The sequence below is a fragment of the Peptoniphilus catoniae genome, from assembly GCF_901447155.2.
Classification (GTDB): domain Bacteria; phylum Bacillota; class Clostridia; order Tissierellales; family Peptoniphilaceae; genus Peptoniphilus_E; species Peptoniphilus_E catoniae.
The window spans coordinates 1-13,440 of record NZ_LR588415.1 but is presented as its reverse complement, the minus strand read 5'-3'; the positions used below and the strand labels follow the sequence as shown (position 1 = coordinate 13,440).

Genomic DNA, 13,440 nt, shown 5'->3' with positions numbered 1-13,440 from the left:
GCTTTTATAAGCTTTATTTTTCTATTATAACAAGAATCCACCGAAAGCTACAAACAAAGGTGCAAATACTAGGGATACAACTGTTATAAGCTTAATTAAAATGTTAAGTGAAGGTCCTGATGTATCTTTAAAAGGATCTCCTACAGTGTCTCCTGTCACAGCAGCCTTATGAGCTTCTGAGCCTTTTCCTCCGTGCTTGCCGCCTTCTATATATTTTTTAGCATTATCCCATGCTCCACCTGCGTTTGACATGAAAATCGCCATTAATACACCTGTAATTAAAGCTCCTGCTTGAAGTCCTCCAAGGGCCTCTGATCCAAGTAAAAATCCTACAAGTATAGGAACTATAACAGCTATCATACCGGGAACAACCATTTGTTTAAGAGCTGCTCCTGTAGATATATCGACACACTTTGCATACTCAGGTGTAGCTTTTCCTTCCATAATTCCTGGAATTTCTCTAAATTGACGACGCACCTCATCAATCATTGCTGAAGCTGCATTACCAACTGCAGACATAGTTAAAGCTGAGAAAGCGAAGGGTAGCATACCTCCAATAAATGCCCCTGCTATTACTTCAGGTTTTGAAATATCAATTCCTTCAAGTCCTGTAGCATTAATGTAGGATACAAAAAGTGCAAGAGCTGTTAGAGCTGCTGATCCAATAGCAAATCCTTTACCTATAGCTGCTGTAGTGTTACCTACTGAGTCAAGAGAGTCTGTAATATCTCTAACTTCTTCAGGAAGCTCACACATTTCAGCAATACCACCGGCATTATCTGCAATAGGACCGTAAGCATCAACGGCAATAGTCATCCCTGCAGTTGAAAGCATACCTACTGCTGCAAGAGATATACCGAAAAGTCCTTGAATTGACTCTGTAAGTCCACCTGCTCCTACAAAAGCAACCATAATTCCAATAGCTATTACTATAATAGGTCCTACAGTTGACATCATACCAACTGAAAGTCCCGCAATAATATTTGTTGAAGCTCCGGTTTCAGATTCTGATGCTATTCTTTGCACCGGATTATGTTCGTCTGAAGTATAAAATTCTGTAAATTTAGAAACAATAAGTCCTACAACTATACCTGTAATTACCGGTATAAAAGGTGTGAAACTTTGAAATATATTATTTGAAAGAACTGCTGCAACTGCAACTGTAACTGCTGCTGATACATATTCTCCATTATTTAAAGCCTTTTGAGGGTTCTTGTCTCCCTTTACGAAAAAGGCTGCAACTATTGAAGCTATAATGCCTGTTGCCGCAATTAAAAGTCCATAATTAATTCCGTCTTGTCCATAAGCAACAACTCCAAGAGTTATTACTGAAAGAAGTGCTCCTACATAGGATTCAAAAAGGTCAGCTCCCATACCTGCAACGTCACCTACGTTATCTCCAACGTTATCTGCTATAACTGCAGGGTTTCTCGGGTCATCTTCAGGTATTCCCGCTTCAACTTTACCTACAAGGTCAGCTCCTACGTCTGCGGCTTTAGTATAGATACCGCCACCAACTCTTGCAAACAAAGCAATTGATGAAGCTCCAAGAGAAAATCCTGTAACTATTGTAGGATCTCCTGTTATTCCATAAGAAAGTGCAATACCTGCTATTCCAAGTCCAACTACGCACATTCCCATTACAACCCCACCTGAAAAAGCTATGTCAAGAGCTTTGCCAAGTCCTGATTCTAAAGCTGCGTTAGCTGTTCTTACATTGGCTTTTGTAGCAACCTTCATGCCTATATATCCTGCAAGTACTGAACAAATCGCTCCGGCTATAAAACAAATAGCAGTTGCCACACTTCCTAGACCAACTGCAAGTATAATTGCAAGTACAATTACAAATACTACAAGGGCCTTATATTCCCTTGATAAAAATGCCATAGCACCTACTTCAATATGTGATGCTATTTCCTTCATTCTTTCATTACCGGGGTCTTGCTTTGTTACGAAACTCGCCTTGTATCCTGCGAAAAGAAGAGCTACGACCCCTACTGCTGCTGCTATTAATAAAATACTATCCATTTCTCCTCCTAACTAAAAAATCGCAAGCATAAGTACAGCTACTACAAAAACTATTGATGAAACCATAACTATTCTATCTTGCATTTCTTTTTTACTTGTGCCTCTATGTTCTCCCCATAATGATGACTCTTCACCGCTAAGCGTACCAAGTCCCGCTTGTTTACTTTCCGTTAAAGCAACTGTTACAATCATCACTATAGCAGATAAAGCAATTATTACTGATAATATAGTTTTCAAATAAACTAACCTCCCTAAATCCATATCTATAACATATCGATTTTAACATAAGCTTTTTTTAAAATCAATGAAAAATAGCCGACTATAAAAATTTCAAAGCAACAAAAATACTTTTAAATGTCCACCTTATATGTTATTTGTTTTTCTAAACTGATTAATCCCTGTAATATTTACTTATCCTTGATCTTTCTATGGGAAATAGTTTTTTATTCTCTTTAACCTTATCCATATCTATGTCTCCTGTAATGACTCCTTCCTTCTCATCAATTGAAGCAAGTATTTCTCCGCCGGGTCCTATTATCCTTGAATGACCGAATACATTAGATGAGAGTTCATTATCTCTTGCCATGCTGGCTCCAAAAACATAGCTTTGAAAATCAACAGCCCTTGCTCTAAGCAAAAGCTCCCAATGTTTTTCTCCCGTTCTTTTAGTAAAGGTTGCAGGAAGAAAGAAACCTTCAGCTCCCATTTTGTGCATAAGATTAAAAAGTTCCGGAAATCTTAAATCATAGCAAATAGCTATTCCGAATCTACCATACTCCGTGTCAAAACAAGTTACAGTCTTTCCCGGCTCTATAGTATCCGACTCTCTAAATTCCTTTCCATCTTCAAATAAAATATCAAACATGTAAATCTTCTTATAGCTTGAAATCTCCTCTCCCTTTTTATTAAATACAAAACTTTCATTATAAATTTTTCCGTCTTCTATTATAGGTATAGATCCTCCAACAAGAATTATTTTTAATTCCGCTGCAAGGTCTTTCATAAACTTATAAGTTTTTCCATGCTTTTCTTCGGCAAACTTAGGAAAGTATTCATTTTGGTAGGGGCAGTTCCACATTTCAGGTAAAAGAACGACGTCGCTTCCTTGATCTACGGCAAGTCTTACCAACTCTTCGCACCTTTTAATGTTTCTGTCTTTATTATCCTTTGCACAAATTTGTACTATTCCAAGTTTAAACTTTCTCATATTTCCTCCTTGCAATGTTTCTTTTTATTTATAATACCCCCGATAAAATTTTTAATCTGAACTTATGCCTCAATTTTAAATAAAAGAAAGGTCAAAAGGTTTTACCCTAATGACCTTCAGCCTATATTAAATTTATTAACTCTCCATCCTTTAGAATTTCACTTATTTTTTCAATGTATGGGTGCAGCTTGAAGTCTTCCCTAAGTCTTGGAACAAAATTTAATTTATCATAAACTCTTTGACTTAGACTCGCTCTTTTTAAAGTCGGATCAACGAAGAAATTAGCTTCATAGATACATAAAAGCTCTATAGCCAATATATAATTTAAATTCTCAATTTGCTTTAAGACCTTCTTTGAAGAATTAAATCCCATAGATACATAGTCCTCTTGATTTGCACAAGTGGGTATGGAATCTATAACTCCAGAAGTTGCATTTATCTTCATTTCATTTAAAAGTCCCGCTTGAGTGTATTGAGTAATCATAAGACCTGAGTTGGCACCTGAATTTTCTACAAGAAAGGCAGGCTTATTTGAAAGCTTTTCATCAAGAAGCCTAAAGGTTCTTCTGTCACTCATTTTTCCAAGCATGGTTAAGGCAATTGAAAGGCAATCCATTTCAAGACCTATATAAGAAGAGTCGGGATTGCAGCCTGAAATAACATCCACCTCTCCATTTTCTTCATAGATAATAGGGTTATCGGTACAGGAATCCATTTCTCTAAGCACTGTTAACTCAGCTTCATTTATTTTCTTTTTAACAGGGCCTATAAGTTGAGGTATACATCTTATGGAAAGAGCATCCTGTAGTTTTTCATAATAATATTTTTTGCAAATTTCTGAATCCTTGAGCATATCTGAAATACTATCAGCTACTTCTCTTTGCTCAACTTGACTTCTTACCTCCATAAGCCTTTTATCTAAAAGTCTTGTTGTAGCTTCCTGAACCTCAATCTCCATAGCTGACAAAATTTCAAAGTTTTTAAGCAAATTCTTTGCATCATAAACAGCTATAAGTCCATATCCCGTTACACATGTAGTTCCTGATATTAAAAACAAGGCTTCCTTATAAGATAAGTCTAAAGGTTTTAAACCGTTTTCTTCTAAAACTTCTTTAGAGCTTTCAAATTTTCCGTCCTTGTAGATTTTACCCTGTCCTATAAGTGCAAGTCCTATGTGAGCCTCTAAAGAAAGATAGCCTACAGAGCCTGAGCCCGGAACAAATATGTAAAGATCCTTATTTAAAATATTTCTTATTAATTCAAGAGTTTCAATTCTTACTCCACTATAACCCTTAATACCGTTTAATATAATCATAAGAAGAATTGCTCTTAACTCTTTCTTCTTAATGGGCTCTCCCACAGATACCGCATGGCTTTGGAGAATCTTCTCCTGATAAATTTTTGTATCTTCCTGTGAAATATTTTTTGTGCTGTTGGCACCAAGGCCTGTAGTAACTCCATACATAGGTATATTTTTTTTAATGGAATCCTCTATTAGGCCTGTACACCTTTTTACTCTCTCTATTGCTTCAGATGAAAATTCAAGTTCTTCATTAAACCTTACTACTGCCATAGCTTCTTCAATTGTTAAAGTTTTATTAAGTTTCATTTTTCACCTCTCTAAAAATATAGTTCCGATTTCTCGGAACTTTCCCAATACAGTTGACATGCTTACAATATAAACTGCTTATTCTGAAATCTTAGAATTAAACTTTATAAATTTCTAGCTTTTAAATAATTATCCTCTTGCAAGCTTTATAAGTTTATTTTCTTATTAGTGCGGTAACTAAGACAAAGGCTCCAAGAACTATTCTATAAATTCCGAAAACTTGAAAGTCGTGTTTTTTAATGTAATCCAAGAATTTTACTATTACCCCGTAAGCTACAAGAAAAGATACAATAAGTCCAAGTAAAATCTGCATCCATTGAACTGCAGTAAATCCAAAACCAAGCTTTATTATTTTAAGTCCCGTTGCTCCAAGCATAGTAGGTATAGCTAAGAAAAATGAAAATTCCGCAGCTGTTTTCCTCTCGCAGCCTAAAAGCATAGCTCCTATAATTGTAGCTGCTGATCTGGATGTTCCCGGAACCATTGCAAGACATTGAAACAGTCCTATTTTTAAAATAGTTCCCATATCTATTTCATCTATACTTGTAAATTTTACCTCTCTTATTTTTTTTCTTTCAATTATAATTATTACAAAGCCGTAGAATATAAGGGCAAGGGCAACTGTAATCTTATTAAAAAGGTGTTTATCTATGAAATCGTCAAAAAGAAAACCTAAAACAGCAGCCGGCAAAAATCCTACAAGAATTTTTGCTATTAGTCGCATAGTTTTTAAATCTCTATATCTCCACTTATCTTTCAAGGTTAAATCTTTATCTTTACTAAACTCTTTAAGCCTAGGCTTATTCTTTGAAAGTGGGTTTAATTCCTTAAAATAAAGGACTAAAACCGAAAGTATAGCTCCTAACTGAATAATTACCAAAAAAGCATTCTCAAAGGATTGTGGTCTTAGGGGCAAAAACTCTCCCAATAAAATCAAATGTCCTGTTGAAGATATAGGTAAAAATTCCGTAATTCCTTCAACTATCCCTATTATTATTACTTTAATAAAATCCATTTTACCTCCCTGGACTTAAGGTCTTTTTTCCATACTTAAAAACTTAGTAAATTCCTTTTTAAACACAAGCTCAACTGTTCCTGTAGGTCCATTTCTGTGCTTGGCTATAATAAGTTCTCCCACATTGGGATTTTCACTTTCTTCTTTGTTGTAATATTCATCTCTATAAAGAAACATTACTATATCCGCATCCTGCTCTATGGCTCCTGATTCTCTAAGGTCTGAAAGTATAGGCCTGTGATCAGATCTTGCTTCAGGTGAACGCGAAAGCTGTGATAAAGCTATAACCGGCACTTCCAATTCCTTGGCAATTGCCTTTAGATTTCTTGATATGGCGGAAATTTCTTGTTGTCTGGACTCGATTCTAGCCCCCATTTGCATAAGTTGTAAATAATCTATTACTACAAGATCCAGCTTCTTTTTTCTATTAATAAGGCTTCTGCACTTTGCCTTTAGCTCTAAGGGGGATATACCTGCAGTATCATCGATTTCTATATCCATTTCCGACAAAATAGGCATAGTGTTTATAATTCTAAGCCATTCCTCTTCGTTAAGATTTCCGCTTATTACCTTTTGCAAATCTACATGGGACATTGAAGATATAATTCTTTGAACCAATTGATTTTTGCTCATTTCCAAAGAAAATACCGCAACTGAAGCCTTACCTTTTATAGCGGCATTTGTAGCTATATTAACCATAAGGGCGGTTTTACCCATAGAGGGCCTTGCCGCCAACAATATTAAATCTGACTTTTGTAAACCCGAAAGTTTTTTATCTAAATCTATAAAGCCTGTAGTAAGTCCGGTTAACCTGTTTGGGTTTTGTGCCCTTGCTTCTATTTGGGCAAAGGATTCAAGCAAAACATCTTTTACAGGAGTAAGTCCAGTTCTATGAGAATCCTGTGTAATGTCAAATATTGACTTTTCGGCACTTTCTATAATAGCCGCAACTTCTCCCTCTTGAGAGTAGCAATTGGAAATTATCTTATCAGATGCTGAAATAAGCTTTCTAAGAGAAGATTTTTCCTTTATTATTTTGCAGTAATACTTAACATTTGAAATGGCAACTACAGAACCAGTAAGATTGGCTAAATAACTGGTTCCTCCTATTTCTTCAAAGATATTATATTTTTTAAGTTCTTCACCTGTTGTTAAAATATCAGCTTCTTCATTTCTATTGTAAATAGAAACAATTGCCTGGTAAATTTGTCCATTTATTTCAGAATAAAAATCATCCTGATGCAAAATTTCAACTGCTGTTGTAATAGCATCCTTAGATAACATCATACTTCCTAGTACAGATTGCTCAGCCTCCATATTATGAGGAGGAATTTTATAATTTAATTCTTCCATTAGTCTTCAGTCTTTACTTCCAATTTTGCATCAGCGCTTATCTCTTTATAAAGCTTAATAGACACTTTTCTAGATCCTGTAGTTTTTATATTTTCAGGAAGTTCGATTTTTTTCTTGTCTATTTCAACTCCAAGCTCTTTTTCAATAATATTCTTTATATCATTTGAAGTTATTGCTCCGAAAAGCCTACCTCTGTTTCCATTTTTGGCAGTTATAACGAAGGTCTTTTTTTCAATTTCTTTTTTAAGCTCAGTAAATTTCTTTATATTTTCTCTTTCTTCTTCAGCCATTTTCTCTTGATCTTTTTCCCATTTTTTCAAGTTTTCTTCCGTTGCTTCTATGGCTATTTTCCTAGGGATTAAAAAATTTCTTGCATAACCGTCCTTTGCATCAACAAGCTCTCCCTTTTTCCCTATGTTTTTTGCATCCTTTAAAAGTATTATCTTCATTATTTATTCACCTTCTCCTCTTCAACATATTCGTCAATAGCTTTTACAAGCATTTCTTCCGCTTCATTAAAATCTTTAATGTCAAGTCTTGCGCCTGCCATGTTTAAATGTCCTCCGCCACCTAACTTTTCCAATATAAGTTGAACAGATATATTTCCCCTACTCCTGCCTGATATATGAATACCGTCATTTGTAAGAGCCATTACGAAAGAAGCATTTATATTGTTTATACCAAGTAGTTCATCAGCTGACTGAGCGGCTATAAGAATTGCATTGTCCGTTTGTTTTTCAAATTTTGATATGGCAAATTCGTCGTGAATTATATTAGCATTGTGAATCACAATAGCCTTATTTTGTAAGGTATCAAGATCATCTTGGAAAAGCTCTTTAACAAGCCCCATATCAGCTCCTGCACGCCTTAGGGTTGATGCCGCTTCAAAGGTTCTAACTCCCGTTTGATAACTGAAGTTCTTTGTGTCAACTACAATCCCACTCATTAGAGCATCTGCTTCAAAATGCGTCAGATTAAGATCTTCGTTCATGTAAGTCAGCATTTCTGTAACTAATTCACAGGTTGACGAAGCATATGGTTCTATATAGGTTAAAACCGGATTTTTTACAAATTCCTTTCCTCTTCTGTGGTGATCTATTATAACTATCTGTGGAGTAAGATCTATAATATCCGGCGCCTCTGTAAATGAGGGCTTGTGATTATCTACAAGTATTAAGAGAGAGCTTTGCTTCATTGTATTTTTGGCAAATTCCTCTTTAACTATTCTTGCATAAGTTTCCTCTTCATTTTTCATCCTGTTAAGTAGATTATCTATAGATGGGTTGGAGCTGTTAAGAACTATATAACCTTCCTTGGATCTATTAAGAACCGCTCTTAAAATTCCTATAGCCGAACCTATAGCATCCATGTCAGCATTTTTATGACCCATAATGAAGACATTATCTGAAGCATCTATAAGCTGTTTTAAAGCCACACCTAAAACTCTTGCCTTAACCTTGTTTCTTTTCTCTATAGCCTTGGATTTTCCACCAAAAAATTCATAATTATCCTCAATTCTTACGGCAACCTGATCTCCGCCACGTCCAAGAGCTAAATCAAGGCAGGTATCAGCCTCCTGATAACTTTCAATGAGTCCGGGTCCACAGGAAGAAACTCCGATAGACAAGGTTATAGGTATTGTATTTCCCTTATCAAGTTCCCTAAGATCATCTAAAATATCAAACTTTTTTTCCTTAATCATATTTAAAGACCTGTTGCTCATAACAACAAGATAAGTATCTGTATCGTACTTTCTAACCAGGGCATCAAAATATTTAAAGTAATTGCTTATAGTAGAATCTATATCAGCTATTAAAAGAGGTCTGTTGGCTGTAGGCGTTGAATCCATAGCCTCATCGTAATTATCAACCTCTATCTTCGCTATAATTGTCTTTTCATCTATATAGTTTTCTTCAAGATTTTTAAAATCCGTAGAATCTATAAAATAGAGCATAAGTACATCCTCTGAGGATTTATTAGCACTCACAAGCTTTTTGAAAATCTTATAAGTCTTTTCCTTATAACTATACTCTAAAATATCCACCTTATTTTCGTAAAACTCATCTACATTAAGATCTTCAAAAATATCGCTAAGGTGCATATCAGTACTTACATCTTCCCCAACCATATCTATAAAATTTGGATTGTACCAAATTATACCCTTATCTTTATTTAAAAGAAGTATAGGAAAAGGCATACTGAATATAGCCTGCTTAGTTACTGTGTCAAAGGTATCACTTAAGTCTTCAAAGTAATCCCTTACTTCCTTATTTTTCTTATCTATGCTTTTAACTGTATAGTAGGCTATATAAATATAAGCAAAAAGAGCTCCAATTCCGACAAACAGCTTCAAGTACATAAGAATTAATATAAGTATTAAAGAAATTATAAGGTAGGGTCTAAATGATTTTAATGTATATTTTTCCTTCATAAAACACCTCTAGGGTAGTCTCCTAAAATTAAATAAAGAATCCAAAATACCTATAAGCACAAGTATATTACCTAAGCCCGGTATAACAAACAGTAAAAATATCATTAATGTACCTAGTATAGGGTTCTTTATAAAGCGACCTATATAAAACAGAGAAACTGCCAATCCTACAAAAAAGAAAAGAGCAGAAAACACAAGATATAGATTATCCATAACTATGCCTAAATTCAAAATTTCAGCGCTATCAAGGGCAAATATAAGCACTCCACTTAAAAGTGCAGCTTGACCTAAGCCTCCAGGGATTCTAAAAAATATAAATGAGGAAGGTTGCAAAATATAATTTCCTCTTTTTAAAAGAGCCCTTCCTGTAAGTACATAGGTTACATAAGATATAAATAAAGATACTATTATCAAAGCTGCAGGCATAATCTGGAGCATCCTCTTATATAAAACAATTAAGCTTGCTCTATCTATTTTAAATCCTCCTGCTTTTAAAATATCCATTTGTGTATCTATAAATGTATTTATAAGGTCAGGCTTTTGTAAAACTCCAGGAGTGATTCCGGCTGAATAAAGGCCTATTAATAAAGATGCGAAAAATACACCTGCGCAAACTACAATTGTAGTATTAACTGCCTGCTTTTTTGAAATCATATAGTGGAAAATCAATATCATAGGTCCAAATATTCCAAAGATCAATGCTCCCACCATAGGTCCAACTACAAGGGCAAGTATTCCGCAGCACAAACCGAAAAGTCCTATAATCATAGGCATTCCCGAGCCTAAGGATTCAACTATAAATAAAGATGGCAAAAATAAATATAAAACAGGAAAAACAACTCCTCCTATAGATATTAATACCGATTTTATTATTAATATAAAAATATTATTGGATTTATTAATAATTCTCACCTCAATACTGTTATTTTACCACAAGACCTTATATTTTTATAGTAATTGCCATTTATTGGAAAGCCTCAAATCAATTTACACTGCTATACTAGACCCTTATTTAAAATTTTTAATTTTTTGGCAAAATTTTAAGTTCACTATTTGGATTTCATTCCACTTTATGGTATAATGCTTTTAGTTAAGGAGGATTACATGATACAAAGTTTAAAAAAAGCCTCTTCCATACTAGAATTTATGAAAATTGAAAATAGAGAATACAGCATCTCGGAAATCTCAGATGCTCTTGACATACCAAGTAGTACTACACATAGAATATTAAACACCCTTATAAACTGTGATTTTGTATCTAAGGATAATAAGTCTCACTTATATAAACTTGGTCCCGGACTTATCTCATTAGGAGTCGCGGCAAGTGCAAATATAAGCTTACAATCAGATTCTTTACCTATACTTAACGATTTATCAAAAATTACTAAAGAAGACTCCTTTATAATTATTAGATCCGGCAATAACGGTTTGGTAGTAGGAAAGGCATTGGGAGAACATTCAATTAAGGTTGTGGAAAATTTCGGTAGGGAAATCCCCCTACACATGGGAGCAATAAGAAAAGTAATTCTTGCCAACCAAAGTGATTCCTTTATAGAAGAGTATATGAAGCTTGACTTGGAGCCTTACCTAAATAAAAATTCTTTAGATAAGGATCAGTTAAGAAGAGAGCTTGAAGAAATTAAAGAACAAAAATATGCAATATCTTATTCAGAATATATATTAAACACATCAGGTATTGGATCTGCTGTATTCAACTACAAAAATGAATTTGTCGCTTCCTTAGGAATCGTAGTCCCTTTATACAGATTAAAGGGCAAAGAAAAAGAACTTATTAATTCAGTTATGGAAGCTGCAGAAAAACTATCCTATAAACTAGGCTACTATAAATTGTAACCCTTAGCCTAAGTTATTATTTAACAAAGCCCATAAAAAACCCTTATTAATCGGTGCCTAAAAGCGCCGGTTTTATTTTTACTTACTTTTATTAAATAAATAAACCTTCAAATTTAAAATTTTATTATAATCTTATTATTTATTTTAAATTTTCTTACTTAACCACGCCTAGCATCAATTTATTTTAAACTAAATCATTTTTATACTCAGCCATTTAATTAATTTTTAAAATTCCTAATTAAATCTTTATTAAAATCATTAATTATACTTTTTTTATTTTACCTAGGCTAAGCTTTTAAATTTTAAATTAAAACTATTTAACCCCTAAATCATTTATTTTTATAATCATTTTTAATTTTTTATAAATTTTATAAACTTTTTATTGACTTTAAGGATAATAATTAGTATTATCTATTTGATAGTGATTATCATTAAAGGAGGGGAGAAATATTTATTATCAAGATATAATTGCTAAAAATTTAATATTTAACTGCTCCCCTACTCTATTAGGTGCTAAACCCGGTAATATTTTTACCTTGAGAAATATTAAAGACTCTAAGCTAACACCCTTAGTAAATTATTGGAAAAAAATACTTAACCCCCAAATGGATTTAAGAGTTATCAAAAAAACCGAGGACCTAATTTTAATTTTTGTTTATAGGGTGGAGTTCCTTCACAAGGTCATTGAATCAGAAGAAAGTAAGTGTTTTTTACTTGAAAACGGCTACAGCTGTAAAAATTTAAATTGCGTATTTAATACCCTTACATATAAACTTAAAAATTCTGATTTCCCACATGAAATAGGCGTTTTATTAGGATATCCTATAGAAGATGTGAAGGAATTTATTTCTCAAAAAGGTAAAAACTACATGGCCTGTGGCAACTGGAAGGTTTATGGTAACCTAAAGGATGCTCAGGAAAAATTTAATCAATACGAATCGTGTAGATCTACTCTTAAATCTTTAGTTGATGGGGGCATAAGTCTTGAAAGAATAGTTTTACTTATAAAAGGAGATTGTTATGAAAAAAATTGCAATTGTCTATTGGTCGGGAACAGGCAACACTGAAGCTATGGCTAAGGAAATATTTGAAGCCTGTAAAGATAAATCTGATCCTCAACTTATATTCTCAGATAATTTTAAAAAAGAAATGATTGATGATTTTGACAGAATTGCTTTCGGATGCCCGGCAATGGGAGATGAGCAGCTTGAAGAAATAAGTTTTGAGCCTATGTTTGAAAGTTGCGAAGAAAAATTAAAGGGTAAGGAAATTGCCTTATTCGGTTCTTACTCCTGGAATGATGGTCAGTGGATGCGTGACTGGGAAGAAAGAGTAAATAAAGATCAAGCGCTACTTATTTATGAGCCCGTTATTGCCTATGATTATCCGGACGAAAATGTATTATCCTTGTGCAAAAATCTTGCCGAAGCTTTGTGCAGGTAAGTTTTTTAATTTAAAATCTCATACACACCAAAAAAGCAGGTTAAGTAAATTTAACCTGCTTTTCTCTTTTGTATTTTTTATTGTCAGAATGTTTACTTTTTCATCTAGTTCTTGTGGCTTTATTAACCTTACCAATAGACTTTTACCTTTAAACAAATTTATATCAGAAATTATAAATATAAGTAAAGGTACATTAAAAGGAAAATAAATTTAAATCTGCCTTAGCTGATAAATTATGATAATTTTTTACACTCTTAGAAATTTTTTGTAGCACTAATATGAAATAATAAAAAAAAGAGGACCATCAGGTCCTCCTTTATAATATTATTCCTAAAAGTTCACAAGTGATATTTCTATACTCTCATAAACCTTTATCCGGCCTTACCTACTCTCCCGGGTCGTCTCCAACCGAGTACCATCGGCGCTCTGAGGCTTAACTTCTGTGTTCGGTATGGGTACAGGTGTCTCCCTCATGCTATCTTTACCGGATCCAACTACAA

At 33.8% G+C, this 13,440-nt stretch carries 12 protein-coding genes and 1 rRNA gene; 3 read left to right on the top strand and 10 right to left on the bottom strand.

What is annotated here, in order from left to right; all coding sequences use genetic code 11:
- Positions 1 to 24: 24 nt before the first annotated feature.
- The 9 genes from PEPCATONIAE_RS04760 to PEPCATONIAE_RS04720 form a co-directional block, all read right to left on the bottom strand.
- Positions 25 to 2,028 (bottom strand): sodium-translocating pyrophosphatase, encoded by a 2,004-nt coding sequence (locus PEPCATONIAE_RS04760; RefSeq protein ID WP_138159816.1) that lies wholly within the window; start codon positions 2,026 to 2,028, stop codon positions 25 to 27.
- A gap of 12 nt (positions 2,029 to 2,040) precedes the next feature.
- Positions 2,041 to 2,265 (bottom strand): preprotein translocase subunit SecG, encoded by a 225-nt coding sequence (gene secG, locus PEPCATONIAE_RS04755; RefSeq protein WP_138159814.1) that lies wholly within the window; start codon positions 2,263 to 2,265, stop codon positions 2,041 to 2,043.
- Positions 2,266 to 2,419: 154 nt separating this feature from the next.
- The gene (locus PEPCATONIAE_RS04750) at positions 2,420 to 3,235 is read right to left on the bottom strand and encodes a carbon-nitrogen hydrolase family protein (protein ID WP_138159813.1); all 816 of its coding nucleotides are present in this window, start codon (positions 3,233 to 3,235) and stop codon (positions 2,420 to 2,422) included.
- Between the two features lie 121 nt (positions 3,236 to 3,356).
- The gene (locus PEPCATONIAE_RS04745; RefSeq protein ID WP_138159812.1) at positions 3,357 to 4,844 is read right to left on the bottom strand and encodes an HAL/PAL/TAL family ammonia-lyase; all 1,488 of its coding nucleotides are present in this window, start codon (positions 4,842 to 4,844) and stop codon (positions 3,357 to 3,359) included.
- 154 nt (positions 4,845 to 4,998) lie between these two features.
- Positions 4,999 to 5,859, bottom strand: a complete 861-nt coding sequence (locus PEPCATONIAE_RS04740) for an undecaprenyl-diphosphate phosphatase (protein WP_138159811.1) — start codon at positions 5,857 to 5,859, stop codon at positions 4,999 to 5,001.
- A gap of 15 nt (positions 5,860 to 5,874) precedes the next feature.
- A complete protein-coding gene (dnaB, locus tag PEPCATONIAE_RS04735; RefSeq protein ID WP_138159810.1) occupies positions 5,875 to 7,212 on the bottom strand; it encodes a replicative DNA helicase in 1,338 nt (445 codons plus the stop codon).
- On the bottom strand, positions 7,212 to 7,661 hold the full coding sequence (rplI, locus tag PEPCATONIAE_RS04730; RefSeq protein WP_138159809.1) for a 50S ribosomal protein L9: 450 nt from the start codon (positions 7,659 to 7,661) through the stop codon (positions 7,212 to 7,214). The genes dnaB and rplI overlap by 1 nt, the downstream gene beginning before the upstream one ends.
- Complete coding sequence (locus PEPCATONIAE_RS04725) at positions 7,661 to 9,643, bottom strand: DHH family phosphoesterase (protein ID WP_138159808.1); 1,983 nt, start codon at positions 9,641 to 9,643, stop codon at positions 7,661 to 7,663. The genes rplI and PEPCATONIAE_RS04725 overlap by 1 nt, the downstream gene beginning before the upstream one ends.
- 9 nt (positions 9,644 to 9,652) lie before the next feature.
- A complete protein-coding gene (locus tag PEPCATONIAE_RS04720) occupies positions 9,653 to 10,555 on the bottom strand; it encodes a DUF2232 domain-containing protein (RefSeq protein ID WP_180339351.1) in 903 nt (300 codons plus the stop codon).
- Positions 10,556 to 10,747: 192 nt separating this feature from the next.
- Here PEPCATONIAE_RS04720 and PEPCATONIAE_RS04715 point away from each other — a divergent pair, with 192 nt between their 5' ends.
- The 3 genes from PEPCATONIAE_RS04715 (at position 10,748) to PEPCATONIAE_RS04705 (ending at position 12,940) form a co-directional block, all read left to right on the top strand.
- Positions 10,748 to 11,497 (top strand): IclR family transcriptional regulator, encoded by a 750-nt coding sequence (locus tag PEPCATONIAE_RS04715; RefSeq protein ID WP_138159806.1) that lies wholly within the window; start codon positions 10,748 to 10,750, stop codon positions 11,495 to 11,497.
- A 449-nt stretch (positions 11,498 to 11,946) separates the two neighbouring features.
- Positions 11,947 to 12,564 carry a DUF3793 family protein gene (locus tag PEPCATONIAE_RS04710; RefSeq protein WP_138159805.1) on the top strand — a complete coding sequence of 206 codons (618 nt, stop codon included), beginning with the start codon at positions 11,947 to 11,949 and terminating at the stop codon, positions 12,562 to 12,564.
- A complete protein-coding gene (locus PEPCATONIAE_RS04705) occupies positions 12,518 to 12,940 on the top strand; it encodes a flavodoxin domain-containing protein (RefSeq protein ID WP_138159804.1) in 423 nt (140 codons plus the stop codon). The genes PEPCATONIAE_RS04710 and PEPCATONIAE_RS04705 overlap by 47 nt, the downstream gene beginning before the upstream one ends.
- A gap of 373 nt (positions 12,941 to 13,313) precedes the next feature.
- Here the strand turns inward: PEPCATONIAE_RS04705 and rrf are convergent.
- Positions 13,314 to 13,429 (bottom strand): 5S ribosomal RNA (rrf, locus tag PEPCATONIAE_RS04700).
- Positions 13,430 to 13,440: the final 11 nt, after the last annotated feature.